The sequence below is a fragment of the Onishia niordana genome, from assembly GCF_004798965.1.
Taxonomy (GTDB): domain Bacteria; phylum Pseudomonadota; class Gammaproteobacteria; order Pseudomonadales; family Halomonadaceae; genus Onishia; species Onishia niordana.
The window spans coordinates 85,185-110,698 of record NZ_SDSD01000002.1 but is presented as its reverse complement, the minus strand read 5'-3'; the positions used below and the strand labels follow the sequence as shown (position 1 = coordinate 110,698).

Annotated in this window: 24 protein-coding genes and 7 tRNA genes; 19 read left to right on the top strand and 12 right to left on the bottom strand. The window is 60.3% G+C overall.

The annotated features are described in order from the left end of the window. Window positions 1-9: 9 nt before the first annotated feature. Window positions 10-291, bottom strand: coding sequence for a WGR domain-containing protein (locus ETC27_RS04625; protein ID WP_136253841.1), 282 nt, complete (start codon window positions 289-291; stop codon window positions 10-12). A gap of 204 nt (window positions 292-495) precedes the next feature. On the opposite strand from ETC27_RS04625, the gene pdxB reads away from it, so the two are divergent. Together pdxB and nhaC are read left to right on the top strand one after the other, a co-directional pair. Then, entirely contained in the window at window positions 496-1,704 is a 1,209-nt protein-coding gene (pdxB, locus tag ETC27_RS04620) for a 4-phosphoerythronate dehydrogenase PdxB (RefSeq protein ID WP_136253840.1), read from the top strand. A gap of 190 nt (window positions 1,705-1,894) precedes the next feature. Then, window positions 1,895-3,412, top strand: a complete 1,518-nt coding sequence (nhaC, locus tag ETC27_RS04615) for a Na+/H+ antiporter NhaC (protein WP_136253839.1) — start codon at window positions 1,895-1,897, stop codon at window positions 3,410-3,412. Window positions 3,413-3,541: 129 nt separating this feature from the next. Here the strand turns inward: nhaC and htpX are convergent, their stop codons facing one another. The 4 genes from htpX to msrB all read right to left on the bottom strand — a co-directional run bounded on the left by htpX (window position 3,542) and on the right by msrB (window position 7,454). Continuing rightward, window positions 3,542-4,438 (bottom strand): protease HtpX, encoded by an 897-nt coding sequence (gene htpX, locus ETC27_RS04610; protein ID WP_136253838.1) that lies wholly within the window; start codon window positions 4,436-4,438, stop codon window positions 3,542-3,544. A gap of 135 nt (window positions 4,439-4,573) precedes the next feature. Beyond that, the gene (locus ETC27_RS04605) at window positions 4,574-5,806 is read right to left on the bottom strand and encodes a pyridoxal phosphate-dependent aminotransferase (protein ID WP_136253837.1); all 1,233 of its coding nucleotides are present in this window, start codon (window positions 5,804-5,806) and stop codon (window positions 4,574-4,576) included. 92 nt (window positions 5,807-5,898) lie between these two features. Next, the gene (gene ylqF, locus ETC27_RS04600) at window positions 5,899-6,870 is read right to left on the bottom strand and encodes a ribosome biogenesis GTPase YlqF (protein WP_136253836.1); all 972 of its coding nucleotides are present in this window, start codon (window positions 6,868-6,870) and stop codon (window positions 5,899-5,901) included. Between the two features lie 182 nt (window positions 6,871-7,052). Next, the gene (gene msrB / locus ETC27_RS04595; RefSeq protein WP_136253835.1) at window positions 7,053-7,454 is read right to left on the bottom strand and encodes a peptide-methionine (R)-S-oxide reductase MsrB; all 402 of its coding nucleotides are present in this window, start codon (window positions 7,452-7,454) and stop codon (window positions 7,053-7,055) included. 404 nt (window positions 7,455-7,858) lie between these two features. Here msrB and ETC27_RS04590 point away from each other — a divergent pair. From ETC27_RS04590 to ETC27_RS17245, 13 genes are all read left to right on the top strand, one after another. Then, window positions 7,859-7,934 (top strand) — tRNA-Glu (locus ETC27_RS04590). Between the two features lie 40 nt (window positions 7,935-7,974). Further along, window positions 7,975-8,049: transfer RNA gene (locus tag ETC27_RS04585), tRNA-Gly, on the top strand. A 3-nt stretch (window positions 8,050-8,052) separates the two neighbouring features. Continuing rightward, window positions 8,053-8,128 (top strand) — tRNA-Glu (locus tag ETC27_RS04580). A gap of 40 nt (window positions 8,129-8,168) precedes the next feature. Next, window positions 8,169-8,243: transfer RNA gene (locus ETC27_RS04575), tRNA-Gly, on the top strand. 3 nt (window positions 8,244-8,246) lie between these two features. Further along, a tRNA-Glu gene (locus ETC27_RS04570) sits at window positions 8,247-8,322 on the top strand. A 21-nt stretch (window positions 8,323-8,343) separates the two neighbouring features. After that, window positions 8,344-8,418, top strand: a tRNA-Gly gene (locus ETC27_RS04565). Between the two features lie 190 nt (window positions 8,419-8,608). After that, complete coding sequence (locus ETC27_RS04560; RefSeq protein ID WP_136253834.1) at window positions 8,609-9,547, top strand: ABC transporter ATP-binding protein; 939 nt, start codon at window positions 8,609-8,611, stop codon at window positions 9,545-9,547. Next, the gene (locus tag ETC27_RS04555; RefSeq protein WP_136253833.1) at window positions 9,544-10,317 is read left to right on the top strand and encodes an ABC transporter permease; all 774 of its coding nucleotides are present in this window, start codon (window positions 9,544-9,546) and stop codon (window positions 10,315-10,317) included. The genes ETC27_RS04560 and ETC27_RS04555 overlap by 4 nt, the downstream gene beginning before the upstream one ends. Window positions 10,318-10,319: 2 nt before the next feature. Continuing rightward, window positions 10,320-11,156, top strand: a complete 837-nt coding sequence (gene queF, locus ETC27_RS04550) for an NADPH-dependent 7-cyano-7-deazaguanine reductase QueF (RefSeq protein ID WP_136253832.1) — start codon at window positions 10,320-10,322, stop codon at window positions 11,154-11,156. A 99-nt stretch (window positions 11,157-11,255) separates the two neighbouring features. Beyond that, window positions 11,256-11,816, top strand: a complete 561-nt coding sequence (locus ETC27_RS04545; protein ID WP_136253831.1) for a nitroreductase family protein — start codon at window positions 11,256-11,258, stop codon at window positions 11,814-11,816. A gap of 3 nt (window positions 11,817-11,819) precedes the next feature. After that, window positions 11,820-12,317 (top strand): YiiD C-terminal domain-containing protein, encoded by a 498-nt coding sequence (locus ETC27_RS04540; protein ID WP_136253830.1) that lies wholly within the window; start codon window positions 11,820-11,822, stop codon window positions 12,315-12,317. 109 nt (window positions 12,318-12,426) lie between these two features. Next, window positions 12,427-12,514 (top strand) — tRNA-Ser (locus ETC27_RS04535). A gap of 480 nt (window positions 12,515-12,994) precedes the next feature. Beyond that, window positions 12,995-13,138 (top strand): hypothetical protein, encoded by a 144-nt coding sequence (locus ETC27_RS17245; RefSeq protein ID WP_168709023.1) that lies wholly within the window; start codon window positions 12,995-12,997, stop codon window positions 13,136-13,138. A gap of 9 nt (window positions 13,139-13,147) precedes the next feature. Here the strand turns inward: ETC27_RS17245 and ETC27_RS17240 are convergent, their stop codons facing one another. The 3 genes from ETC27_RS17240 to ETC27_RS04525 all read right to left on the bottom strand — a co-directional run bounded on the left by ETC27_RS17240 (window position 13,148) and on the right by ETC27_RS04525 (window position 14,263). Beyond that, window positions 13,148-13,402, bottom strand: a complete 255-nt coding sequence (locus ETC27_RS17240; RefSeq protein ID WP_168709022.1) for a hypothetical protein — start codon at window positions 13,400-13,402, stop codon at window positions 13,148-13,150. A 54-nt stretch (window positions 13,403-13,456) separates the two neighbouring features. Beyond that, entirely contained in the window at window positions 13,457-13,624 is a 168-nt protein-coding gene (locus ETC27_RS17235) for a hypothetical protein (protein ID WP_168709021.1), read from the bottom strand. Between the two features lie 396 nt (window positions 13,625-14,020). Beyond that, the gene (locus ETC27_RS04525; RefSeq protein ID WP_136253829.1) at window positions 14,021-14,263 is read right to left on the bottom strand and encodes a hypothetical protein; all 243 of its coding nucleotides are present in this window, start codon (window positions 14,261-14,263) and stop codon (window positions 14,021-14,023) included. A 142-nt stretch (window positions 14,264-14,405) separates the two neighbouring features. Between ETC27_RS04525 and ETC27_RS04520 the strand changes: the two genes are divergently transcribed. Then, a complete protein-coding gene (locus ETC27_RS04520) occupies window positions 14,406-15,005 on the top strand; it encodes a hypothetical protein (RefSeq protein WP_136253828.1) in 600 nt (199 codons plus the stop codon). Between the two features lie 154 nt (window positions 15,006-15,159). Here the strand turns inward: ETC27_RS04520 and ETC27_RS04515 are convergent, their stop codons facing one another. Next, complete coding sequence (locus ETC27_RS04515) at window positions 15,160-16,065, bottom strand: LysR family transcriptional regulator (RefSeq protein WP_136253827.1); 906 nt, start codon at window positions 16,063-16,065, stop codon at window positions 15,160-15,162. A 173-nt stretch (window positions 16,066-16,238) separates the two neighbouring features. On the opposite strand from ETC27_RS04515, the gene ETC27_RS04510 reads away from it, so the two are divergent. The 3 genes from ETC27_RS04510 to ETC27_RS04500 all read left to right on the top strand — a co-directional run bounded on the left by ETC27_RS04510 (window position 16,239) and on the right by ETC27_RS04500 (window position 20,770). Beyond that, on the top strand, window positions 16,239-17,750 hold the full coding sequence (locus ETC27_RS04510; RefSeq protein ID WP_136253826.1) for a CoA-acylating methylmalonate-semialdehyde dehydrogenase: 1,512 nt from the start codon (window positions 16,239-16,241) through the stop codon (window positions 17,748-17,750). 99 nt (window positions 17,751-17,849) lie between these two features. Continuing rightward, the gene (locus ETC27_RS04505; RefSeq protein WP_136253825.1) at window positions 17,850-19,514 is read left to right on the top strand and encodes a GMC family oxidoreductase; all 1,665 of its coding nucleotides are present in this window, start codon (window positions 17,850-17,852) and stop codon (window positions 19,512-19,514) included. A 242-nt stretch (window positions 19,515-19,756) separates the two neighbouring features. Beyond that, window positions 19,757-20,770: an isocitrate dehydrogenase gene (locus ETC27_RS04500; RefSeq protein WP_136253824.1), complete on the top strand. Its 1,014-nt coding sequence runs from the start codon at window positions 19,757-19,759 to the stop codon at window positions 20,768-20,770. A gap of 373 nt (window positions 20,771-21,143) precedes the next feature. Here ETC27_RS04500 and ETC27_RS04495 read toward each other — a convergent pair whose 3' ends face one another. From ETC27_RS04495 to ETC27_RS04485, 3 genes are all read right to left on the bottom strand, one after another. Further along, window positions 21,144-22,214 (bottom strand): sensor domain-containing diguanylate cyclase, encoded by a 1,071-nt coding sequence (locus ETC27_RS04495; protein WP_136253823.1) that lies wholly within the window; start codon window positions 22,212-22,214, stop codon window positions 21,144-21,146. 158 nt (window positions 22,215-22,372) lie between these two features. Continuing rightward, window positions 22,373-23,701, bottom strand: a complete 1,329-nt coding sequence (locus ETC27_RS04490; protein ID WP_136253822.1) for an HlyD family type I secretion periplasmic adaptor subunit — start codon at window positions 23,699-23,701, stop codon at window positions 22,373-22,375. Further along, complete coding sequence (locus tag ETC27_RS04485; protein ID WP_136253821.1) at window positions 23,698-25,479, bottom strand: type I secretion system permease/ATPase; 1,782 nt, start codon at window positions 25,477-25,479, stop codon at window positions 23,698-23,700. Before ETC27_RS04485 ends, ETC27_RS04490 begins: the two co-directional genes overlap by 4 nt. Window positions 25,480-25,514 lie beyond the last annotated feature (35 nt).

Sequence of the window (25,514 nt, the reverse complement as noted above, 5' to 3'; positions counted from 1 at the left end):
GGCGAGCGTCTAGAGGGCATCGAGCAGTGAGAGCTGCTTGACCGCATCGCGCCCCTCGGGGGTGTCGTCCTGGGCTTCCAGTACCTTGTGAAAGCCCCGGGAGGTCTGGATGGTGGCGACGTCCTCCAGCCACAGCATGGCCTGGGCATGGTCGTCCGCCAGCCGATGCTGAAGCCCGCCAAACTGAGTGCCGATCTGGCCCCAGGCGCGGCTGAAGATCCAGTCGCCGAACATGTCCTGATGCACGTGCACCAGCACATAGTCATGATTACTTTCCCAGCGAACGATCACGGCGGCTCCTGGCGGGTTGATGCGCGACAGATAGGGCGCGACAACAAGGATATGGAAACAGAGGTAGTCGGAGGCAAGCCCACCCTGCGAGGGCTGACTGGCATGCTATTGTAACGGCCTGGCCGGCATGAACAACCCATCCCGCTTGCCATGGGCATGTATGTTCCCGTCCCGTAATACCCTGTGAAGCTGCAAGGAATTGCCATGCGTTTGTTTATCGACTCCCAGGTGCCCAAGGCCGAGACCTGTTTCGCTGAACTTGGCCCGATCACCCGACTGCCCGGCCGCGAGATCGATGGCCAGGCGGTGCGCGACGCCGAGGCCGAGGTATTGGTGGTGCGCTCGATCACCCGGGTCGACGAGGCGTTGCTCGAGGGCTCGACGCTGCGCTTTGTCGGCACCTGCACCATCGGTACCGATCATGTTGATCAGGCGGCACTGGAGGCCCGAGGGATCGGCTTCGCCAACGCCCCGGGCTGCAATGCCGAGGCGGTGGTCGACTATGTGCTCTCGAGCCTGCTCACGCTTGCCGAGCGCGAGGGTGTCGAGCTCGATCAGCGCCGGATCGGTATCGTCGGTGCCGGTAATGTGGGGGGGCGACTCTATCGACGCCTGACGGCCTTGGGGCTCGACTGCCGGGTCTGTGATCCGCCGCTCGCGGAACAAAAAGCCGAGCAGGACGTCGGGCTAGAGATGGCCTTCGACGACCTCGATACGTTGATCGATGAGTGCGATGTGCTCTGTCTGCATACCCCGCTGGTGCGCGAAGGCAAGCATCGCACCCATCACCTGCTCGATGAGGACCGCATCGCGGCCCTGGCGCCGGGCAGCTGGCTGCTCAATGCTGGTCGTGGCGACTGTGTCGATGGTCAGGCGTTGCTGACGCGATTGGCGGCGCGAGGGGATCTGCGCACCGTGCTGGATGTCTTCGAAAATGAACCGGCCATCGACGAGCCCCTGTTCAGGCTTGCCGATATCGCGACCCCGCATATCGCCGGCCACAGCCTGGATGGCAAGCTTCGCGGTACCCATCAGGTGTATCGCGCGGCCATGGAGCACTTGGGCTTGCCGGTGCGGGTCGCGCTTTCCGATCTGGCGCCGCCGCCGCCCCTGCCCAGCCTGATACTGGATGCGGGACTCACGCCCTGGGAGGCACTCCGGCTCTGCGTGCGCGCCTGCTATGACGTGCGCCGGGATCACGATGGGTTGCGGCGCTATCAGCGGGAGCGGGGCCTTGCCGCGGGGTTTGATGCCTATCGCAGCGAGTACCCGCTGCGCCGCGAATTTTCGACACTGACGATACGTCTGCGCACGGACGCATCGACACTCGCCCCGATGCTTGATGCGGCAGGCTTTGCGGTGCATCTCGAAGAGGCGCTACCGGCACAGGATGAAGCCGTGATCGGGTCCTGAGCCGCGATGGGGCATGGTCACAGGCTGTAAAGCCTCAGCCTAGTGATCGTATTTTCGACCTTAGTCTTATAAGAATGCCCTGCACTTTTTCGATCCTGGGACATCGTCTCTAGGATAGGGACACCGGGGCTGCCCTAGATGATCACGGACAGGCAAGCTTGCTCGCTCATTTTCCGAGGGAAGCAAGACCATGTCTGATACCCCGCCGCGCGAGGTGCGCGCTCCTTCCTTTCTCGATGCGCTGGTGCCGGTGGCCGTGGTCGTTACCATGCTGGTGCTGGCGGTCGTGCTGTTCGGTGCCGATGCCTCCTGGGGCCCCAATCAGGTCGTGCTGCTGTTGGGCGCCTTGTTGGCGGGCCTGGTTGGCATGAAAAATGGCCATGGCTGGCATGAGATCGAAGAGGCCATCAACCACGGCATCCAGATCTCGCTGGGCGCCATCCTGATCCTTTTGGCCGTAGGGGCCATGATCGGTACCTGGATCCTCGGTGGTGTGGTGCCGTCGATGATCTATTACGGGCTCGACGTGATTGCCCCGCAGTACTTCTATGCCAGTGCCTGCCTGTTGTGTGCCGTGGTGGCACTCTCGGTAGGTAGTTCCTGGACCGTAGCCGGCACCCTGGGCATCGGCCTGATCGGCATCGCCGATGGCCTTGGCCTGTCACCCGCAGTGAGCGCCGGTGCGGTGATTTCGGGGGCCTATTTCGGTGACAAACTCTCGCCCCTGTCTGATACCACCAACCTGGCGCCGGCCGCCGCGGGAGTCGAGCTCTTCGAGCACATCCGCCATATGCTGTGGACCACGGTGCCGAGTCTTGTGATCGCCCTGATCGCCTTCTGGGTATTGGGGCTCAAGGCCGAAGCTGGCCTCGCGACCCCCGAGCAGGTGCTGGCGCTGCAGGGCAGGCTCAACGACAGTTACGCCATCGGGCCGCATCTACTGATTCCGCTGGCGATGCTGCTGGTGATGGCGGTGCGCCGCTGGCCGGCCTTTCCGACCATCGTTATCGGCGCCTTGATGGGTGCGGTATTTGCCGTGATCTTCCAGCCTCAGGCGGTGCTGTCCCTGGCCGGCGCGGCCGACCTGGCGACGCCCCTGGCCCTCTTGAAGGGGGTGTGGATGGCGCTTTTTGATGGCTATGTGGCGAACACCGGCAATGCGGTGTTCGATGACCTGCTGAGCAAGGGCGGGATGGCGAGCATGCTCAATACCATCTGGCTGATTCTTTCGGCGATGGCCTTTGGTGGCGTGATCGAGCGTCTGGGGCTTCTGGAGCGCCTGGTAAGGGGTATGCTGGGGGTCACGCAGAGTGCGGGAGCGCTGATCATTACCACCCTGGGCACCGGGCTTTCATCGAACATTATCACCGGTGACCAGTACATCTCGGTGATCCTGCCGGGGCGCATGTACCGGGCCGAGTTCCGTCGCCGCGGGCTGGCGCCGGTCAATCTGTCACGCTCGCTGGAGGACTCCGGGACCATTACCTCGCCGCTGATCCCCTGGAACAGCTGTGGCGCCTACATGGCGGCCACCCTCGGCGTGGCGACCCTGTCCTACCTGCCGTTTGCCATCTTCAACCTGGTGAACTTCGGCCTCGCTATCGTCTATGCCATGGTCGGCTTCAAGGTCGTGCCGCTGGCCGACGACGATGCCGAAGGCAGCGAGCCGACGCCGATAGCCGAGTCGTTGGTCAGCGAGGCCCGCTAGGGCTCGACTGCCACTTCCGTCATCAAGCGGTGCTCGAGATAAAAGGTCGAAACAAAAGGGCCCGCCCTCGTGATGAGGGCGGGCCCTTGTTTTTACGGCTTAAAGCGTTGCCGGCGGGGAAGTGATGGCTCAGCGGTAGGCCGATTCCTTCAGCGCGCGAATGCGATCATCCAGCGGCGGATGGCTGGCGAACAGCTTCTCCATCAGCTTGCGGCTCTGGCCGGTCGTGATGGCAAAGGCCGTCAGCGTGTCAGGCATCTGATCCGGCATTTCGTGCTCGGCCTTGAGACGCGCCAGGGCGTTGATCATCGCACCGCTGCCGGCGAGCTTGGCGCCCGCGGCGTCGGCACGATACTCGCGAAAGCGCGAGAACCAAGCGACGATGATCGAGGCGATCAGACCGAAGACGATCTCGGCGACGATCACCACCGCGAAGTAGCCGAAGAACCCGAGGCCACCGTTGTCGTCCTTGCGCAGGAAGCTGTCGACCAATTGAGCGACGACGCGGGCGAAGAACATCACGAAGGTGTTCAGCACACCCTGAATCAGCGCCAGGGTCACCATATCGCCGTTGGCGACGTGGCCGATCTCATGAGCCAGCACCGCACGGACCTCTTCCCGACGCATGCGGTTGAGCAGGCCCGAGGAGACCGCGACCAGGGCATCGTCCTTGTTCCAGCCGGTCGCAAAGGCGTTGGACTGCTCCGCCGGGAAGATCCCGACCTCCGGCATCTTGATGCCGGCTTCGCTCGCCAGCTCGGCGACGGTCTCGAGTAGCCATTTCTCGGTGGCGTTGCTCGGCTGTTCGATGATCTGGGTGCCGGTGCTGCGCTTGGCCATCCACTTGGAAATGAACAGCGAAACGAGCGAGCCTGCCATGCCGAACACGAAGCAGAAGATCAGCAGGCTGTTCATGTTCATGCCCTGGGCGTTCAGGTAGGGCTCGACCCCGAGCAAGCGCAGGGTGATGCTGGCGATCAACACGACCGCGAGGTTGGTAGCCAGGAAAAGAAGGATGCGCATCATGTGGAGTAAGCTCCCGCTAAGAGGGCTGGGCGCCGACGGATGCCGGCGCGTTCAATACGTTAGCTTAGATACGTCTTATGAGGGTCGGTTTCAAGTCCTATGATCGCGGATCGATAAAGTCGTTGCTTAACACCGTCACTGACGATAGCGCGACAGGAAGCGACCGAAGCGCTCCAGGGCATCTCCCAGCTGGTCGGCCCAGGGCAGGGTGACGATGCGCACGTGATCCGGTTCCGGCCAGTTGAAGGCGGTTCCCTGCACCAGCAGAATCTTCTCCTGCAGCAACAGGTCCAGCACCATCTTCTGGTCATCGACGATCGGGTGCACCTTGGGATCGAGCTTGGGGAAGGCGTAGAGGGCGCCCTTGGGCGTGGTGCAGGAAACGCCGGGGATGTCGTTGAGTTTCTCGACGGTGATGTCGCGCTGTGCCTTGAGGCGCCCGCCGGGCAAGACCAGGTCGTTGATCGACTGATAGCCCCCCAGAGCCGTCTGAATGGCGTGCTGGGCCGGAACATTGGCGCACAGGCGCATCGAGGCCAACATGTTCAGGCCCTGGATGAAGTCGGCGGCACGCTGCTTGGCAACGTTGCCGGAAAGAATCATCCAGCCGGAGCGAAAGCCCGCGCAGCGATAGCTCTTGGATAGACCGTTCATGGTCACCACCAGCTGGTCATCACCGGCGAGCGCCCCGGTGGAAACATGCTCTACCTCGTCGTAGAGGATCTTGTCGTAGATCTCATCGGAGAACACCACCAGGTTGTTCTCGCGGGCGATTTCCAGTAGCTCGCGAGTCACTTCCGGGGGATAGACGGCACCGGTGGGGTTGTTGGGATTGATCACCACGATGGCCTTGGTGTGGCTGGTCACCTTGGCGCGGATGTCATCCATGTCCGGTGCCCAGTCGGCCTGCTCGTCGCAGCGATAATGTACCGCCCGGCCGCCTGAAAGATTGGTGGCAGCGGTCCACAGCGGATAGTCTGGCGCCGGAATCAACACCTCGTCACCGTCGTTGATCAGCGCCTGCATGGCCATCACGATCAGCTCCGAAACCCCATTACCGACGAAGATGTCCTCGATGCCAACGCCGGGAATCCGCTTGCGCTGGCATTCCTGCATGATCGCCTTGCGTGCCGAGTAGAGCCCCTTGGAATCGCAATAACCCTGGGCGGTGGGCAGGTTGCGCATCACGTCCTGCAGGATTTCTTCCGGTGCCTCGAAGCCGAACGGTGCCGGGTTGCCGATGTTGAGCTTGAGGATGCGCTGGCCTTCGTCCTCGAGACGCTTGGCGTGGTCGAGCACCGGCCCGCGAATGTCGTAGCAGACGTTGTGAAGTTTATGGGACTTGTTGATGAACGTCGGGTTATCCATGGGGTGTCCGGGTAGTGTGTCCAGGGGTAGCCCCGCTTGCGCGGGGCCCGGCGCGCGTATCGTCGGCGCATTACGCAGCCGCGTTGACGGTGTCAGGAATCGGCGTTGGCTTGCGCGTCTTCACTGTCGGCGTCATCGGCTTCAGGCTCCGGCGGCGGTGGAATGTCCGCTGGAGTCTCGAGGGTCAGCCGGCCCAGCTTGCCGTCGCGCAGTTCATGCAGCAGCACCTCGGCGCCCCGGTGCAGGTCGACTTCGCCGCCCGCGCGCAGACCGCCGCGCTTGGCGGCGATGTCGCGCACGATGGCGTTGCCGTCGAAGCCGGCCACGGCCAGCAGGTCGGTCTGCTTAGGGCCATCGGCCTCGACAGAGTCGGCGGCGGCGTTGCCCTGATAGGGCGGCAGCGCCTTGAGCTTGTAGCGACCGGTCAGCGCCTCGGGGTAGCGCTTGGCCAGTTCGGCGGCGGTGACCACGGCGACGTCCAGATAGTCGATGGCGGTATCGCGGATGGCGCCGCTGGCCGCCAGTCGGTGAGCACTGGCCTGATCCTCGATCTTCGGCCATAGCACCCCGGGCGTGTCGGTCAGCGCCACGCGGCCATCGATGCGCACCTTCTGCTGACGCTTGGTCACCGCCGGTTCGTTGCCGGTCTTGGCGATCTTGCGCTTGGCGAGCCCATTGATCAGGGTCGACTTGCCGACATTGGGAATGCCCATCACCATCACCCGCACATCGCGGTCGGCACGCACGTCGCCGGCCAGCTCATGACAAAGCTTGGGAATGTGCTTGAGCTCGCGGGTCTGGGTGGTGGTTACCGCCAGGGCTCGGGTGTCGGGCTGCGCATCGAAATAGGCCACCCATTCCTGGGTGCGCGCCGGGTCGGCCAAGTCGGCACGCGAGAGGATCTTGAGCACTGGCTTGTGCTCGGTGAGTTCGGCCAGCATCGGGTTGGCGCTGGAATAGGGCAGGCGGGCGTCGAGCACCTCCAGCACCACGTCGATTTCCGGCAGCGCCTCAGTGATCTGGCGGCGTGCCTTGTTCATGTGTCCTGGGTACCAGCCCAGCATGGCCTCTTCTCCTGCGCGTTTCTAACGGCCGACCATCTTAGCAGATGGACGGCCGGCTGGGGCCAGCGGGGAAGGGCAGGAGCGTGCGATTTGGCCTTTGATACGACGCACATGATTCGCTGCATACGGGGAGCGATGGCGAATCATGTGTTTCAGGCGGGAAGGGCGGCGAGTCGCTTGACTCACTCGTCTCGGTTGAAGTCGATGGCCACCGAGTTGATGCAGTAACGCAGGCCGGTCGATTCCGGCGGGCCATCCGGGAAAACATGGCCCAGGTGGGCATCGCAGTGCGAACACACCACTTCGGTGCGCTGCATGCCGTGGCTGGTGTCGTCATGCTCCTCTACCGAGCCTTTACCCAGTGGGCGGTCGAAACTCGGCCAACCGCAGCCGGCATCGAACTTGTGCTCGTTTTCGAACAGTGGCGCGTGACAGCAGACGCAGTGATAGATCCCTTGAGCTTCTCTGACCTGATGATCACCGCTAAAGGGAGGTTCGGTGCCTTTTTCCCGGGTGACGCGATACTGCTCGGGGCTGAGTTGGCTGCGCCACTCGGCATCGCTTTTCTCAATCTTCTTGCGCATGGCGTACCTTCCGATATCAGAAATGATCGCTTACGGGCGAGGGCGGTCGTTTGGAAGCGCAGCCGACGCGCGCCATCCATGCCCAGATCCTACTGTGCCACTGCTGGCCGTCGTCTCACAACGCGCGGCGCAAGCCTTTGGCCATGTCATTATTTGCCCTATTCTTCTTGCGGTATCAAGGCTCGATTTCCAGTAGCCTCTTGGTCTGCACGATGACTAACGGCTAGCTCATCACGCCTGTCGACTGCTTGATCATGCCTAACGACGTCCCACGGCGCCTTCATTACTGTCTTGAACTGCCTTAAAGAGTAGCCTGTATATGGGCAAACGCTCGGCACAACAGTCGCTTGACAGTGTGCGGTGTGCTCAGTAACATACGCGCCATCTTAAAGAGGTCTTGCCACGTCCCATTCGTCTAGTGGTCCAGGACACTGCCCTTTCACGGCAGTGACAGGGGTTCGAACCCCCTATGGGACGCCACTTCGATCATTCTACAAGCAGTAAAGCGTTTGTGAGATGTGCGGAAATAGCTCAGTGGTAGAGCATCGCCTTGCCAAGGCGAGGGTCGGGAGTTCGAATCTCCTTTTCCGCTCCATGCGTCCCATTCGTCTAGTGGTCCAGGACACTGCCCTTTCACGGCAGTGACAGGGGTTCGAACCCCCTATGGGACGCCACTTCGATCATTCTACAAGCAGTAAAGCGTTTGTGAGATGTGCGGAAATAGCTCAGTGGTAGAGCATCGCCTTGCCAAGGCGAGGGTCGGGAGTTCGAATCTCCTTTTCCGCTCCATGCGTCCCATTCGTCTAGTGGTCCAGGACACTGCCCTTTCACGGCAGTGACAGGGGTTCGAACCCCCTATGGGACGCCACTTCGCAACGCCCAACGATAAGCGGAAATAGCTCAGTGGTAGAGCATCGCCTTGCCAAGGCGAGGGTCGGGAGTTCGAATCTCCTTTTCCGCTCCAATCGTTCCTTCCTTAGGTGTCATCCGCACGACACTCGATAGCCGCAAAATCTCAGCAGTTTCCCCCTCCGCATTTTATCTGTGTTCTTTTATACGTCTCTGCACGTCTATTTGTTCGCTGGCATTGAATTCTGAGCACTCGCCCCTATCCTTAGTGTCCTAATTTTTTAAACCATCTCACAGGTGTCCTGATGGCTGAACCGGCGCTGTCGATCCGTGGCCTGACCAAGGTGTACGGCAACGGCTTTCATGCCTTGAAAGGCATCGATCTCGATGTCCAGCAGGGTGATTTTTTCGCGTTATTGGGTCCCAATGGGGCCGGCAAGTCCACTACGCTCGGCGTGGTCTGCTCGCTGGTGCAGAAGAGCGCCGGTAAGGTATCGGTCTTTGGTATCGATATCGATAAGGACTTCGCCCACGCCAAGTACAACCTCGGCGTGGTGCCCCAGGAGTTCAACTTCAACCAGTTCGAGAAGGTCGAGGACATCATTCTCGCCCAGGCCGGCTACTACGGCATGTCTCACCGCGAGGCCAAGCCCCGTGCGGCGAAGCTGCTCAAGGATCTGGGCCTTTGGGACAAGCGTGACGGCAGCGCTCGTGCACTCTCCGGCGGCATGAAGCGTCGTCTGATGATCGCTCGTGCCCTCATCCATCGCCCCAAGCTCTTGATCCTCGATGAGCCTACCGCTGGCGTGGACATCGAACTGCGCCGCTCCATGTGGGATTACATGCGCCGCATCAACCGTGAGGAGGGCACCACCATTATCCTCACCACGCACTATCTCGAGGAAGCCGAGAGCCTGTGTCGTAATATCGCGATCATCAATAACGGCGAGATCGTCAAGAACACCAGTGTGCGAGAGCTGCTCGGCCAACTGAATACCGAAACCTTCCTGCTCGACCTGGCCGAACAGGTGAACGAAGTGCCGACCCTTGAAGATTTCCAGATCGAGAAAGTCGACTCAAGCCAACTGGCCGTCTCGGTCAAGCGTGGTCAGCGGCTCAACGACGTCTTCCAACAGCTCTCCGATAAGGGGCTGACCGTGGTGTCGATGCGCAACCGGGCCAACCGGCTGGAAGAAATGTTTGTCTCGATGGTGGAAGAGTCCAACGCGGAGGCCGCGAAATGAATCCCATGCAGATAGCCGTGGCACTGTGGACCCTGGTCGGCAAGGAAGTACGCCGCTTTACGCGTATCTGGCCGCAGACACTGCTACCGCCGTCGATCACCATGACCATGTACTTCATCATCTTTGGCAACCTGATCGGGTCGCGAATCGGCGAGATGGATGGTTACGACTACATGGACTTCATCGTCCCTGGCCTGATCATGATGGCGGTGATCACCAACAGCTATTCGAACGTGGCCTCGAGCTTCTTCTCTAACAAGTTCCAGCGCTCGATCGAGGAAATGATGGTCTCTCCGATGCCCAATTGGGTGATCCTTTCGGGCTTCATTCTCGGCGGCATGGCACGTGGCCTGGGCGTTGGCATCATCGTCACCGGGGTATCGCTGTTCTTCACCCGTATCGAGGTGGCGCATCCCGTGCTGACCGTTCTTGTCGTCGTGTTGACCGCCGCGTTGTTCGCCGCCGGAGGTTTCATCAACGCGCTGCTCGGCAAGAAGTTCGATGATATCTCCATCGTGCCGACCTTCATCCTCACGCCGCTGACCTATCTGGGTGGGGTCTTCTATTCGATCTCGCTGCTGCCGGAGTTCTGGCAGGGCGTGTCGATGCTCAACCCGATCCTCTATATGGTCAACGTCTTCCGTTATGGTTTCCTGGGGGTTTCCGATATTCCGGTCGGCTGGGCACTGGCCGCCATCTGCGCCTTCATTACCGTGCTGTTCGCCATCGCCCTGTGGATGCTCGAGCGCGGTAAAGGCATCAGGAGCTGAGCATGACGCATGATCGCCCCGAGACGCTCGCCGAGGCCCCGCTGGGGCGCGAGTCCGCCTATCCGGATCGCTACGACCCGGCCTTGCTGTACCCGATCGCTCGGGCCGCTAACCGCGCGCCGCTTGGCATCCGCGAAGACGCCCTGCCATTTGACGGTGAGGACGAGTGGCACGCCTTCGAGGTCTCCTGGCTCACGCCCCGCGGCAAGCCGGTGGTCGGCGTGGCGCGCTTTCGCCTGCCCGCCGACTCGCCGAATCTGATCGAGTCGAAATCCTGGAAGTTGTACCTGAATAGCTTCAACCAGACGTCATTCGCCTCCCGCGAGGAGGTCATCGCCACTCTCGAAAAGGATCTCGCCGCCGCTGCCGGGGCGCCGGCTTCGGTTGAGCTCTTCGGCGTCGACGATCAGGCCCTGGCCACCCAGCGCCTGCCCGGCGACTGCATCGACGAACTCGATGTGGCGATCGATGCCTATACGCCCGACCCCGCCTTGCTCGCGGTCGGGGAAGAGATCGTCGAGGAAACCTTGCACTCGCACCTGCTCAAGTCCAATTGCCCGGTCACCGGTCAGCCTGACTGGGGAAGCGTGTTGATTCGCTATCGCGGCCCGCGGCTCGATCGCGAGGGGCTACTGAAGTATCTGGTGTCCTATCGTCAGCATCAGGACTTCCACGAGCACTGCGTCGAGCATATCTTCACCGACCTGATGGCCCGTGCTCGCCCCGAGCGGTTGCTGGTGCTGGCCCGCTACGTGCGTCGCGGCGGCCTGGATATCAGCCCCTGGCGGGCAACGTCCGGCGAGCGACCGCCCGAGCCGCTGCGTCTGGCGCGCCAATAGTCACCTGGCGTACAGTCAGGCTATATGCATGTAGGCGGGCAGGGTGCGACGCAATACGCGTGGCGCTGCCAGCCACCCCATTGCTCTAAGGAGAACCGGATGGATGCGATGACGCTGCTGCATGAACGCAGCTCCATGGGCAAATTGCGAGGTCCGGCGCCCGACGCCGATCAGATGGATGCCATCTACCGCGCTGCCCTGCGTGCTCCTGATCACAAGGAGCTCACCCCCTGGCGTTTCATCGAGTTCTCGGGCGAAGGCCTGACGCGGCTCGGAGAGGTGTTCGCCGAGGCCGAGTTTCACAACAACCCGCATATCGACGATGCCGCCCTGAACGCCGCGCGCAAGAAACCGTTGCGGGCGCCGATGATCATCGCCGTGGTCGCCAAGATCACCCCGGACCTGCCCAAGGTGCCCCCGCTCGAACAGTCGCTTTCTGCTGGTTGTGCCGCCCATGGCATGCTGTTGGCGGCGCAGGCCCTGGGGCTTGGCGCGATGTGGCGCACAGGTCACTATGCCTTCGACCCTACGGTCAAGAAGGGGCTTGGGCTCGATGAGGACGACGAGCTTGTCGCCTTCCTGTACCTGGGGCAGATGGGTGGGCGTCAAAAGCCGGTGCCAGCCCGTGATCCCGCTGACTTCGTCGAGCGCTGGAGTTGAAGCATGCGTCAGGCCGGTGTGCCGCATCCGCGCCTACCGCTGCCGCCGGCGGGGCAGGGCGATGACCTGAACGCCTTTCGGGACTGGCTAGAAGCGGCCATTCCGCTGGTGCCGCAGTTGGGTATCACGGGTATGCACTGGCAGGACGACACACTGGTGTGGTCGCTGTCGCTTGCCCCCAACCTCAACGACAAGGGCACCGGCTTTGGCGGCTCGCTTGCCGCCCAGACCACCATGATCGGCTGGAGCTGGGTCACGCTCTGGCTGCGCTCCCAGGGCCGTGAGCAAAACGTGGTGGTCGCCGAGGCCAGCCAGCGCTTCAAGGCGCCGGTGACCGGCGACTATCGCATCCTGTGCCGCCCGGAAGACCCGGCGGGGCCAGCAGCTCTGGCTGAGCGACTGACAAGTCGTGGCAAGGGGCGCATCGCACTGCTTCAAGAGCTCTATTGCGGCGACACCCTGTGCCTTACCGCTCGCGGCGACTATGCGGTATTGCCCTGAAGAGATTGGAAAAATTTGCGGGCTGACTTGCAATCGATACCTGATCTCGATACAGTATGCGCCGTTCTGACGCGGAAGGCGCAGCCCCCACGGCAGAGCTAAAAATTGCGGAGGGGTGTCCGAGTGGTCGAAGGAGCACGCCTGGAAAGTGTGTAAGTCGAAAGGCTTCGAGGGTTCGAATCCCTCCCCCTCCGCCACCGAATAAAGAAGGGCATGTTTCTGAGGCTAATCAATAGCTTAGGAGACATGCCATTTCTCTTTTTTACCACATGTGTTTACCACATCATGGCACGGCTGCACTCATGGCGAGTGAAGTAAATGCCACTGCCACTTGCATCAGCTCAACTTGGTTTCATCCCCCCCCCCTCAGTGCCTTTCTAGCGTACTCCTTAATCTGTTCGTCGTTCATGTCCGTAACGATGTCGCCGGTAAAGGTAATGGCTACGTCCTGCCTATTCCCGTTCGGATAGACTTGAGCTGCTTTAACGTCGCAGCCGCCTGTTCCACCGCGAGTGATCTGGATGTCTTCAATTTCCATTGTGCTGAGCTGCCTATTGCTGTTGGTTCGGTCATATTATAGCACATATCTATTGTGCTGTTGTTATCGATAGCTCTTTATGACTTGACAGTGTGTTTGCAAAAATAAAGCCCCACCGAACAGATGAGGCTTGTTGTCAATGACTCAAGGTATGTCTTGGGGGGGAGGTTTCTCTTACAGCGCGGTGCCACTATTCCTGGCTGATCGACAGGCCCGCTTCACGGATGCCGGTGAGATGTCGAAGTGTTCCGCTGTGGCCTTGATGCTGGCGCTGGTGTCCTGACGCCGCCCGTCAGCTTGGTGAAGGGCTCGGTGCTGAGCACACCCAGGCCGGATTTGCCGGCAGGGCGGCAGTGACCAGGACGGAGGCACCGAGGTGGGCGTTGACCGCCGCGACGACGTCGCCCTCGGCGTCCGACGCTAGGCTGACGGTGATCTCTTTGCTGGACATGCTCACCGCCAGCGCCTGAGAGGTCTCGACGGAATCGACGTAACGTACGCGGAACTGGTTGCAGCCCTTGCCTACGGCGTTGGCGGTATAGATCACTGCGGTATCGGGGGCGGCCTGGTCGGGCGTCAGTACCGCGGCGGTACTGGGCGCTTAGTTGATCCATGCCAGCAGGACCGGCTCGGCAAACCAAGAGAAGGCTCCCAGTGCCGACAAAAGGATCGACAAGCCAAGGCAGAACCGGATGAACGGCGAAGCCGGTAGCTCGACCTTGAGCCAGAGCCATTGGATCGAGGCTCTCCCTGATCTACGATGTGCCATGCAATAACCCTGTGTTGAAGGCGCGCCAACGCCTGATGCATTCAATGCTCCGGTTGCCCCCGGGGCTTTTCTATTTCTTCCCTTCGTCCTCTGGTGGCCGATTATCTCGCACCGCTCTTCGGTGCGCTGGATGTCGTCGGTTCCCATCATGGTTTGGTAGGGCCTGGACTGACAGGGCCTGGTATCGAGAATCGTCAGGACATTATAGGGCCCTGGTTCCCCAGTCTGGGTATAAGGCGCTTTACTACAGCACCTTGCTGCATGGTGAGATGCCTTGTCGCTGTGGCAATGCCCATATTGACCTTGGGTAACACCTCCAGCAGGTTGAAGGCGGTTAACTTGGTTCCCTTCGGGTGGATCCCCCCATTCTGCCAGCGCGGATTGTCGGTTCCGTGATCAGGCCGTTGTGAAATGCCGATCTACAACGGAGAAGCCCGCCAATGTCGGGCTTTGTAAGTTCGAGCGGACGTGCAGGCTCATGTTCTCCACCATGGCCGCCATGGATTGACCGATGTGGCGATGCTTTAGGTCAGGCCCTGATCGTCTTCGTGAAGACCTGGCGGTGGCCACCGTGCGAATCGGCCTAGTGTCTGCGTTGATCTCCACGACGCGAGCGCCGTGATGGAAGTCCTTGGGCATTTGAAGCTCCTGCGCAGGTGAGCATGATTGTGATGGCTTTTCTTGCGCGGAAGCGGGTGGGGCTATAGCGGTGGGCGTTGTGGATGGGCAAACTACAACACCTATTAGGGTTTTATCCAAGGGAAGGTTGGAGGTAACGGAAATGCCGCGTATAGCAATGATTTCACTTGCATCGCTATCTTATATTTACTGTTTGGGTTATGTGTCTTTCTTTGGATACTTCGGATGGGTTTCTGGGGATGCTTGGTGGCTGAATATCCCAGCAAAAGACCTCTTGGTCAGAGGTGTTTTTTCTCTGCTTTTAACTAAAGCATGGTGGGGGTTCTTGCTTTTCGTGGTTTTCTTGTTTTCTTGTTTTTACTACAAAGAAATTGATGCCTTTTATAAGGGTAATTTAAAGCACAGGCTGTTCAGGGAATGGGTTGTGTGGGGGGCTGTTTTTTGCGGCGTAGCAGCAGGGACTGTCTCATCTATGCCGGGGTCTCTTCTTGATATAATGGATAATGAGAAGGCGAATGTTTCAAAAATGATAGAAGAAGGCGAGCCGGATTTGGTCTGTTTGGTCAACTCAGATGAGTGTGTGAAAGGTAAGGTTCTCTATAGCAACAGTGATGTGTATGTCTTGTATGTGGGTGGTTATGAGAACGGTGGCTTGAGAGTGGTGAATAGGTCCTTGGTGGAGCGCATTGATTTAGGTTGGCCTGAAGCTGGAAGAAATGCGATTCAGGGTGTTGCAGAATAAACTACTCCTCCCGACCCCACGCCCGCCATTTGGCGGGCTGATTCCTTTCCGATCATCACAGCGCTTACCACACTACATGCCCCGATTCTTTCCGGGGCCTCTGCCGCCACCGAAGGCTGGCGTATTTGCTTCCCAGCCCCGCCACGATCGCCGTCTACAAAGACCAGATATCTTCCAACACACCGCGCACGGCGGCGATGACGGGTTCGTCGCGCCGTTCCTTGAGCCATACGAAGCTCAGTGCACAGGGCAGGCTGATGCCTTTGGCAACGACAAGGCCACGTTCCTGGCGCTCCTGCAGGGCATTGGCATCACGGGCCAGGGCCAGGCCGACGCCAGCTCGTACCAGGTCGATCATGCAGGGTTCCTGATCGACCTGGGCCACGCGGTTCGGTGTGAGGCCATGTGCCAGCATCCGTTGAGTCAGCAGCCGGTAATGAACGGAGCGCGGCGGGGTGACGATCCAGGGCAGGGCGGCCAGGCTGGGCCAGTCGGTGCGTGCCAGGCGCGATGACCAGCCGGCCGGGGCGATGACCTTGTAGTTGAAATGCGTCAGTTCGATCATCTCCACCACCGGAGCCCCTTCCCCCGTGTCCGGCATTTGGCCGGGCGACTCCATATAGAAGCCGACATCCAGTTCGCGTTTCAGCAGTGAATCGAGCACATAGCCGCTGGTGCCGTGATGCAGCTCCGTCTCGACCTGAGGGATCCGCTGCACTAGTCGGTGCAGCAAGGCGCCTAGGCGAATGAATTCCGGGTCGACGATGGTGCCGATGCGCAGGTGTCCGCGCACCGTCTCGTGCATCGACTGGGCGCTGATGTTGAAGGCTTGCAACGACGCGAGCGCCGTCTCCGCAGATGGCAGCAGGGCGTGGCCATCGCTGGTCAGCGCGAGCCCTTGAGCGTGGCGCTGGAAGAGCGTGAGGCCCAGGGTCTCCTGCAGCTGCTTGAGCTTGAGGCTGACGGCGGGCTGGGTCAGATGTAGCTCCTCTGCGGCGCGGGACACGCTGCCCTGATGGGCCACGGCCACGAAGGCGCGCAGCGCCTTGAGGTCTTGCATGTCTACCTCCCTGGGAACAGCCATTGTGGCGAGCGATAAGATATTTGTAAATCTTATATCTCGCTTTTGGCTTTCTCAATTGATTCCACGCCGCCTTGAGTTAGTTTTAAGGCCACAAGGCCCAGCATCATGGGCTATAAAGTGTGCATTGCAGCATAAGACAAGAGGCGGACATGACCACCGAGCGCATCGAGCATTATATCAATGGCCATAAGACTAATGGCGTAGACGATCGTTACCAAGACGTCACCAATCCGGCCACTGGCCAGGTGACAGGCCATGTCGCGCTGGCCTCCCAGTCGGACGTGGATAGTGCCGTGGCCGCCGGCCAGGCCGCCTTCCCCGCCTGGGCTGATACCCCGCCGATTCGCCGGGCACGAGTGATGTTCAAGTTTCTCGAGCTGTTGAACGCCCATAAGGACGAGCTGGCCGAAGCGATCACCCGTGAGCATGGCAAGGTGTTCACCGATGCCCAGGGTGAGGTGGCGCGCGGCATTGATATCGTCGAGTTCGCCTGTGGCATTCCGCAACTGCTCAAGGGTGACTACACCGAGCAGGTCAGCACCGGTATCGACAACTGGACGACCCGCCAGCCGCTGGGCGTGGTCGCGGGTATCACGCCGTTCAACTTCCCGGTGATGGTGCCGATGTGGATGTTCCCGGTAGCGATTGCCGCCGGCAACAGCTTCGTACTCAAGCCGAGCCCGCTGGATCCCAGCGCTTCGCTGATGATGGCCGGTCTGCTCAAGCAGGCCGGCCTGCCGGATGGCGTTTTCAATGTGGTGCAGGGTGACAAGGACTCGGTGGAGGCGCTGATCGACCACCCTGACGTCAAGGCGCTGTCCTTCGTCGGTTCCACCCCCATCGCCAACCTGATCTACGAGCGGGGCGCGCGTAACGGCAAGCGCGTCCAGGCGCTGGGTGGTGCCAAGAACCACATGGTGGTGATGCCGGATGCCAATCTGGACAAGGCCGTTGATGCCCTGATCGGTGCGGCCTATGGCTCCGCTGGCGAGCGCTGCATGGCGATCAGTGTGGCGGTGCTGGTCGGCGATGTGGCCGACAAGATCGTCCCGCGTCTGGCCGAGAGGGCCCGCGACCTGAAGGTCAAGAATGGCCTGGAGCTCGATGCCGAGATGGGGCCCATCGTTACCGCTCAGGCGCATCAGCGCATCAATGGCTACATCGAGAAGGGTGTGGCCGAAGGCGCCGACATGATCGTCGATGGCCGCGATTTCGATTCGTCCACTACCGGTGAAGGCTGCGCCGACGGCTTCTGGATGGGCGGCACCCTGTTCGACAACGTCACCCCGGAGATGACCATTTATCGGGAAGAGATCTTCGGACCGGTACTGGCCTGCGTACGCGTGCCGGACGTGGCCACCGCTGTTCAGCTGATCAACGATCACGAGTTCGGCAACGGCGTGAGCTGCTTCACCGAAAGCGGCAGCGTGGCCCGCGAGTTCGGTCGGCGTATCCAGGTCGGCATGGTGGGCATCAATGTGCCGATCCCGGTGCCGATGGCCTGGCACGGCTTCGGTGGCTGGAAGCGCTCGATGTTCGGCGATACCCATGCCTATGGCGAGGAAGGGGTGCGCTTCTACACCAAGCAGAAGTCGATCATGCAGCGTTGGTCGGATTCCATCGACGCGGGCGCCGAATTTGCCATGCCGACGGCCAAATAATCCCCCCTCCATTGACTGACCGGTATGCCGGCCGATCGGGGCGATCCCCCGGTCGAAGACCCCCCACGGGCGGGCCGGCATGCCCAGCGAGAGCACGCCATGGCTGATCAGACCAACAACACCCATGCCTTCGACTATATCGTGGTGGGCGCCGGCACCGCCGGCTGCCTGCTCGCCAATCGTCTCAGTGCGGACCCGGCCAACCGGGTGCTGCTGATCGAGGCCGGCGGGCGAGACAACTATCACTGGATCCACATTCCGGTGGGTTATCTGTACTGCATCAACAACCCGCGGACTGACTGGCTATTCCGCACCGAGCCCGATCCCGGCTTGAACGGTCGCTCGCTGATCTATCCGCGCGGCAAGACCCTCGGTGGCTGCTCCAGCATCAATGGCATGCTCTATCTGCGTGGCCAGGCTCGCGACTATGATGGCTGGGCCGAGCTGACCGGTGACGATGCCTGGCGCTGGGCGAACTGCCTGCCCGACTTCATGAAGCATGAAGATCATCATCGCCTGGATGAAGGCGGCGACGCTGACGCTGAACACCGTGACTTCCACGGCCATGGCGGCGAGTGGCGTATCGAGAAGCAGCGTCTGAGCTGGCAGGTACTGGATGACTTCGCCACTGCGGCGGTGGAATCCGGCATCCCTCGCACCCGTGACTTCAACCGCGGCGACAACGAGGGGGTGGACTATTTCGAGGTCAACCAGCGCTCGGGCTGGCGCTGGAATACTTCCAAGGCCTTCCTGCGGGGCGTCGAGCGGCGCGGTAACCTGACAGTCTGGCATTCCACCCAGGTGCTGGGGCTCGACTTCTCGTCAGACGAGGGCGGCGAGCCCCGCTGCTGTGGGATCACGGCCGAGCGCGCAGGAGAGAGGGTCGTGGCGACGGCGCGTCGCGAGGTGGTGCTTTCCGCCGGTGCCATCGGCTCGCCGCAGCTGCTGCAACTCTCAGGGGTCGGTCCGGCGTCGCTGCTTGCCGAGCACGGCATTTCGGTGGTGGCCGATCTGCCCGGCGTGGGGGAGAACCTGCAGGACCACTTGCAGATCCGCTCGGTCTACAAGGTAAAGGGCGCCAAGACCCTCAACTCCATGGCCAGCACGCTGTTCGGCAAGGCGAAGATTGGACTGGAATACGTTCTGAAACGTTCCGGGCCGATGAGCATGGCACCGTCCCAACTGTGTGCCTTCACCCGCAGTTCCAAGGACTACCAGCATCCCAATCTCGAGTATCACGTCCAGCCGCTGAGTCTCGAGGCGTTCGGCCAGCCGCTGCATGACTTCCCGGCCATCACGGCGAGCGTGTGCAACCTCAATCCGACCAGCCGGGGCACGGTGCGCATCAAGAGTCGCGATCCGCGTAAGGCGCCGGCCATCTCCCCCAACTACCTGAGCACGCCGGAGGATCGCCAGGTCGCCGCCGACTCACTGCGGGTCACGCGCCAGATCGCCGCTCAGCCGGCCTTCGCCAAGTACGAGCCCGAGGAGTTCAAGCCGGGGGCTCAGTACCAGAGCAATGACGATCTGGCGCGGCTGGCCGGCGATATCGGCACCACCATCTTCCATCCGGTAGGCACCGCCAAGATGGGACGCGACGACGATCCCATGGCGGTGGTGGATTCCCACCTTCGGGTCAGAGGGGTGACCGGCCTGCGCGTGGTGGATGCCAGCATCATGCCGACCATCACCAGCGGGAATACCAACTCGCCGACGCTGATGATTGCCGAGAAGGCAGCGGGCTGGATCTTGGCAGCGCAATGAACCCGATAGGAAGTTGCGAGAAAACCGGTGGCTATTTCAATGCGAACTATTCTGCTGGTTATGTCGATTCTTCCCGTTGGCACTAGTACTACACTGGCGTTAAGCGCTCGTCGGTTGCGAGTCCAGCTTAGACTTTGTTCCTAGCCAGCGGAGCGACATTCTGACACTCTCATGGCACTTGCAGGCGTTGGGGTAGAGACGACGCTGCGCAATTTTTTTTCCCACATCCAAGGAGGCTCGCTATGCCCCAGACTATCGCCATCATCGAAGGAGATGGTATTGGTCCTGAGATCATGGATGCCACGCTCAAGGTGCTCGATGCCCTGGACTGTGGCTTGGATTATGACGTGATCGAGGCGGGGCTGGGGGCTTTGGAGAAGCACGGCACCTTGATTCCCCAGGCGTCGCTGGACAGCATTGCCGAGCACGGCCTGGCCCTTAAAGGCCCGCTGACCACACCGGTGGGCAAAGGGTTCTCATCCATCAACGTTCAGTTGCGTCGCCATTTCGACCTGTACGCCAATGTGCGCCCGGCGATCAGCTTCCCCGGTACACGTTCGCGTTACGATGACATCGACCTCATCACGGTGCGCGAGAATACCGAAGGCGCCTACATGGCCGAAGGCCAGAGCGTGAGTGAGGACGGCGAGACGGCGGTCGCGAGTATCCGTACCACCCGCAAGGGGTCCGAGCGCATCGTGCGCCATGCCTTTGAACTGGCTCGTGCCAAGGGGCGCAAGAAAGTGACGGCGGTGCACAAGGCGAACATCATCAAGTCGAGTTCCGGGCTCTTTCTCGATGTCGCTCGAGAAGTCGCCAAGGATTTTCCTGAGATCGAGTTCCAGGAGATGATCGTCGACAATGCCTGCATGCAATTGGTGATGAATCCCCATCAGTTTGACGTCATCGTTACCACTAATCTGTTCGGCGATATTCTCTCCGATCTTTGCGCGGGTCTGGTCGGCGGCCTGGGCATGGCGCCGGGGGCCAATATTGGCAAGCAGGCGGCCATCTTCGAGGCGGTACACGGCTCGGCGCCGGACATCGCCGGCAGAGGCGTAGCCAACCCCTGCGCTTTGCTGTTGGCCGCAGCAGAGATGCTGGATTATCTGGATATGAAGGACAAAGGCACGCGGATTCGCGTCGCTATCCGCAAGGTGCTTGAGACGTCTCGTGAACAGGTGACACCGGACTTGGGTGGCAGCGGGACGACCGAGACCTTCGCCAACGCCTTGGCGGCGGCCGTCAAAGACTAAACGTTCGTCCTTATGTCATCTTGGACCTTGCCGGGGGCGATGTTTGCTTTTTTACTCATGCCACTTCCGTAACGGCTATTACAAGCTTGGTATGGCAATGGCTGCGCCATGTGATGAATGACCTGCTGAAATTCACCTATAGAGCCTTATAGCTTTTGAGGTTCAACTTCAGGGCTCTCCATCAGCCTCTGGACTATGTGGCGCTCCGATCACACTCGGCATTAGCCGCGTAGAGTCTGTAGAAAACCAGCGGATATCATAAAAAGAGCCAAGTATATCGCTTGGCTCTTTTTTTGTGCCAGCTCACTACTGCAGCGCTATGCAACGAGAACAAGTTCGCGTTGGCGTGCAGCAGTAGGCGCTATGGCTCTTGTCATGGAGATGTCGGCTCTTGAGACTCGCAGACCGTGCGGTTACGACCGGCTTCCTTAGCCTGATAGAGGAGGTCATCAACTCTCTGCAGGCACTCATCAAAGTCGCTGTAAGCGGTTAACGAGCAAACACCAATACTCACGGTGATATGCAATGGAGGTGAAGCTGTTTCCAGCATTGGCGTGGTGGCCAACAGCTGGTGAAGCCGTCGGATGGCGCATTGGGCTTTTTCCATGCTGGTCATTGGCAACATGCCCAAGAATTCCTCGCCACCCCAGCGCCCCAAGACATCAGACTGACGGAATGCTTTCCGAAACAGCTCGGTGAAAGACACGAGAATCTCATCGCCGGCTTGGTGGCCGTGCGTATCGTTGACTTTCTTGAAGTGATCCAGGTCGATCATGATGAGTGTGGCGGGAGGCGTGCCGCTTTGGATGAGGGCTAGTTCCTGATGTAGGCGCTGTTCAAAAGCTCGACGATTGAGTAGGCCCGTAAGCGGGTCTTCGGCAGCATGTTCGGCCAGCCGGTTCCGAGTTATCTTGAGTTCGCGTATCAGTTTGGCCTGTTCGCGGTGGGCCTGCATCAGTTCCATGTGTGCCATCACCTGGTTGGCGAGGGCCTGTAATGCGAAGCGTTGGCGCTCAGTTAACTCGCGGGGCTGATAATCAAGCACACAGAGCGTACCCAGAGGATAACCATCGCTGCTTTCCAGTAATGCGCCGGCGTAAAAGCGCAAGTGTGGCTCTCCTGTCACCAATGGATTATTGGCGAAACGCGAATCTTGTTCGGTGTCAGGGACAATGAACAAGCCAGGCTGCAGAATGGCATGCTTACAGATCGAAATGTCCAGGGGAGTCTCGCGGACGCCGAGTCCCTTCTCTGATTTAAACCACTGACGATCACTGTCAATAAAGTTGATGACGGCGATGGGGGCATCGCAGATGATAGATGCCACCTCTGCGATGTCATCAAACGCCATCTCCTCAGGGGTATCGAGGATCTGGTAACTGGCCAGCGCTTGTAAACGCTGCTGTTCATATTCGGCTGAAAAGGGCCCGGTGTTGTTAGGCATGGGCGCCAGCGTGTCTAGGTGAGTCAGCGAAGTTGTTCATGGATACCAATGCAAAGAATAAACGTATATTCAGTGATCGTATCCACGAACCCTTCCTACAGCAATTTATAATCTACTTAACATCAGCGGCAGCATTGAATCTCGTCGCAGGCAAGTGTTCACTCCTCTCTGATGGCTCTTGCCAGCATGTCGGCCATGGGCTTACCGACGTAGCTTGCGAAGCTGCGCTCGCCGGTGCGGATCATGACTTCTGCCGGCATACCTGATAGCAAGCGCATGCTCTCCGTCATATCATTTTCGCCTGATTCGGTGACACGGATTCGGACCTTGTAATAACGGGCCCGGGTCGCTTCATCCTCGAAGCTATTTGCGCTGACGTGGACCACTTCGCCGTCGATGATGTTGGAGACTCGCTGGTTGAAGGCACTGAAGCGAATTTCAGCCGGCTGGCCGATATAAAGGTGGTCGATGTCACGGTCGGGCACTCTTGCTTCGACGATGAAACCGTCGCCAGCGGGAACGATATCCAGCAGCGGGTCACCACCGCGAATCACCGCTCCCAGGGTGTGGACCTTGAGGCCCACCACAGTGCCCGCTACCGGGGCGATGACCTCGGTGCGCTTGAGCTTGTCGTTGAGAGCAACCAGCCTTTCCTCCGCGTCGGTCACTTCAGCCTGGACCTGGCGCAGCGACTCGCCAATCTGCTGCTGAAACTCCTGCAAGCGAATCTGCTTTTGCAGCTCGTTCTCGCTGATTTGAGAGCGCAGGCGGGCGACTTCGGCTACCTGACCGGCGTTGTCGCTCTGATACTCGAGGCTCTCACGCTCCATCTCGCGCATGCGCTGGCTACTGATCAGGCCGTTGCGGAATAGCTTACGGTGGTTGGCGACGTCGCCGTTTAGCGAGTCGATGCGCCGCTGAGTAATGGATTGGGTGTTGACCAGTCCGGCAATCTGCTCATTCATCTGCAGGATCTGCTCATCAAGGGCCGCCATGGTGCTGATCAGCGACTGGCGGCGTACGGTGAATAGACGCTGCTGAACTTCGAGCACTTCCTGAACGCGTTGATTGTTCGAATTGACCAGCGTATCGGGGAAGGTCAGGGTCTCGGCATCGCTGTACTCCGCCAGCAACCGTATTTCGGTGGCCCTGGCGATGAGGTATTCGGCCTCGACAATGTTCTGCTGAGAGCGTGCCTGAGTGTCGTCTAACGCGATGAGGACGTCACCGGCTTCGACATGATCGCCATCCTCGATGCGAATCGACTCGACGATACCCCCCTCCAGGTGCTGAACCGTCTTGGTGAAGCTTTCTACTGACACCGACCCCGGAGCAACCACCGATACGGCGAGGCTGGCCATGACCGACCAGCTACCGAAGCCGCCAACGGCGACCAGCAGCACGGCGAGGCCAAAGCGACGATAATTGTTATCGTTCAGTGGCAGGTCATTGGCAGGGCCGGCATGGCCCGACTTGGCTGAGGTCATGACGGGGTCTCCTCGCCGCCCTCATGGCGGCCTCTAGCACTAGGTTTTAGCTTGGTGACGCGTTGAGGACCGGTCGATGGAGCAGGGCGCCCACCGCCTGCCACTGCTCGTGCAACGGGCGGCACCCGAGTGGGCGGTGCAAGCGATGCAATCTGGCCATCGTTGAGGACCAGGATGCGGTCGACCTGCTGCAAGAGGCGCTGACGGTGGGTGATGATCAACGCCGTCGTGCCTTCCTGGCGTAACCTCACCAGACACTCGGCCAGTGACTGTTCACCGCTTTCATCCAGGTTGGCGTCGGGCTCGTCCAGCACCACCAGCACGGGTTTGCCATAGAGTGCTCGAGCCAGACCAATACGCTGTCGCTGACCGGCGGATAGTGAGGTGCCACCATGGGACAACCACGTGTCATAGCCCTGTGGAAGTCGAAGGATCATCTCGTGCACACCAGAGCGCTGAGCGGCCTGAACCACCAGTTGCGCATCGACCTCCTGGAACCGGGCGATGTTCTCGGCAATGGAGCCATCAAATAACTCGATATCCTGAGGCAGGTAACCGAGGTGTGGGCCGAGTGCAGTGCGCTCCCACTGATTGATATCCGCCCCATCGAGTCGCACGCAGCCAAGCTGTGCCGGCCACAACCCAAGCACGACTCGGGCAAGCGTCGACTTTCCGGCGGCACTTGGCCCGACCACGGCGACATGTTCGCCCTTGGCGAGTTTAAAGTTGATGTCCTTGAGTGTCGGCAGACGCTCGCCCGGCGGGGCGGCATTGACGGCCTCCAGACTTAGCCGTCCCTTGGGCTTGGGTAGCGGCATGCTGGGCGCATCGGCCGGCACGGCCTCAAGCAGCTCCTCCAGACGCGCCCGCGAGGTGCGCGCGCTACTGAAGCCCTTCCAGCCATTGATCATCTGATCGATAGGGGCCAGCGCCCGGCCCATCAGAATGGAACCCGCAATCATCATCCCGGGGGTCAGCTCACCCGCGAGCACCAGGTAGGCACCAAGCCCGAGGATCAGAGACTGAAACATCAGCCTCAGCACCTTGGAGGTGTTGGTCAGTAGGCCGGCACGATCGCTTGCCTTGGACTGCAGCACCAGGTATTCACGATGGCGTGCTGCCCAGCGTCCCTGGATGCCGGGCAGCATACCCATTGCATGCAGCACTTCGGCATTGCGCAGGTTGCTGTTGGCCAAGTCCTGGGACATGACGTGCTGGCCGTTGGCATCAGATAACAGCTTCTTGGTGGTCTTCTCGTTGATCACCGCAATGGTTGCCAGTATCAGGCCCGCGCCCAGCGCAAAAAGGCCAAACCACGGGTGAAAGAGCGCCAGCACCCCGATGTAGACCGGTACCCAGGGCGCGTCGAAAAAGGCGAACAGGCCGTTGCCTGAAAGGAACTGGCGCAATGTGGTGAGGTCATTCAGCGGCTGAGCGGATGGCTTGCCTGGCGTTGCCAGCGACCGCTTGAACATCGCGCTGTATAGCCTTGGGCTGATCAGAGTATCCAGGCGGTTGCCGACCCTGACCAGGATGCGCGACCGAACCAGTTCCAATGCTCCCATCACCACAAAAAGAAACACCACTACCAGGGTCAGCATCAGCAGCGTTTCCTGGCTGCGAGTGGTGATGACGCGATCATAGACCTGCAGCATGTAAAGCGGAGGGACCAGCATCAGCAGGTTGATGAACAGACTGAAGAGGCCAACATAGATGAAGCTGCGTCGGCAGTATTCGAGGACCTTTTGCAGGTCGTTACCTTCCCCGGAAGAGGCCATGTTGATATCCCGTTGCGTCGTGTTGCCGTTTTTAT

Coding starts and splice junctions, on each gene's coding strand:
- htpX (WP_136253838.1), bottom strand. CDS start 4,438: ATGATGCGCATCCTTCTTTTCCTGGCTACCAACCTCGCGGTCGTGTTG.
- ETC27_RS04505 (WP_136253825.1), top strand. CDS start 17,850: ATGGCTGATCAGACCAACAACACCCATGCCTTCGACTATATCGTGGTG.
- msrB (WP_136253835.1), bottom strand. CDS start 7,454: ATGCGCAAGAAGATTGAGAAAAGCGATGCCGAGTGGCGCAGCCAACTC.
- ETC27_RS17235 (WP_168709021.1), bottom strand. CDS start 13,624: ATGGCACATCGTAGATCAGGGAGAGCCTCGATCCAATGGCTCTGGCTC.
- ETC27_RS04490 (WP_136253822.1), bottom strand. CDS start 23,701: ATGACCTCAGCCAAGTCGGGCCATGCCGGCCCTGCCAATGACCTGCCA.
- ETC27_RS04495 (WP_136253823.1), bottom strand. CDS start 22,214: ATGCCTAACAACACCGGGCCCTTTTCAGCCGAATATGAACAGCAGCGT.
- nhaC (WP_136253839.1), top strand. CDS start 1,895: ATGTCTGATACCCCGCCGCGCGAGGTGCGCGCTCCTTCCTTTCTCGAT.
- ETC27_RS04540 (WP_136253830.1), top strand. CDS start 11,820: ATGCGTCAGGCCGGTGTGCCGCATCCGCGCCTACCGCTGCCGCCGGCG.
- ETC27_RS04515 (WP_136253827.1), bottom strand. CDS start 16,065: ATGCAAGACCTCAAGGCGCTGCGCGCCTTCGTGGCCGTGGCCCATCAG.
- ETC27_RS04605 (WP_136253837.1), bottom strand. CDS start 5,806: ATGGATAACCCGACGTTCATCAACAAGTCCCATAAACTTCACAACGTC.
- ETC27_RS04500 (WP_136253824.1), top strand. CDS start 19,757: ATGCCCCAGACTATCGCCATCATCGAAGGAGATGGTATTGGTCCTGAG.
- ETC27_RS04485 (WP_136253821.1), bottom strand. CDS start 25,479: ATGGCCTCTTCCGGGGAAGGTAACGACCTGCAAAAGGTCCTCGAATAC.
- ETC27_RS04560 (WP_136253834.1), top strand. CDS start 8,609: ATGGCTGAACCGGCGCTGTCGATCCGTGGCCTGACCAAGGTGTACGGC.
- ETC27_RS04520 (WP_136253828.1), top strand. CDS start 14,406: ATGCCGCGTATAGCAATGATTTCACTTGCATCGCTATCTTATATTTAC.
- ETC27_RS04545 (WP_136253831.1), top strand. CDS start 11,256: ATGGATGCGATGACGCTGCTGCATGAACGCAGCTCCATGGGCAAATTG.
- ETC27_RS17245 (WP_168709023.1), top strand. CDS start 12,995: ATGACTCAAGGTATGTCTTGGGGGGGAGGTTTCTCTTACAGCGCGGTG.
- ETC27_RS04525 (WP_136253829.1), bottom strand. CDS start 14,263: ATGCCCAAGGACTTCCATCACGGCGCTCGCGTCGTGGAGATCAACGCA.
- pdxB (WP_136253840.1), top strand. CDS start 496: ATGCGTTTGTTTATCGACTCCCAGGTGCCCAAGGCCGAGACCTGTTTC.
- queF (WP_136253832.1), top strand. CDS start 10,320: ATGACGCATGATCGCCCCGAGACGCTCGCCGAGGCCCCGCTGGGGCGC.
- ylqF (WP_136253836.1), bottom strand. CDS start 6,870: ATGCTGGGCTGGTACCCAGGACACATGAACAAGGCACGCCGCCAGATC.
- ETC27_RS04555 (WP_136253833.1), top strand. CDS start 9,544: ATGAATCCCATGCAGATAGCCGTGGCACTGTGGACCCTGGTCGGCAAG.
- ETC27_RS04510 (WP_136253826.1), top strand. CDS start 16,239: ATGACCACCGAGCGCATCGAGCATTATATCAATGGCCATAAGACTAAT.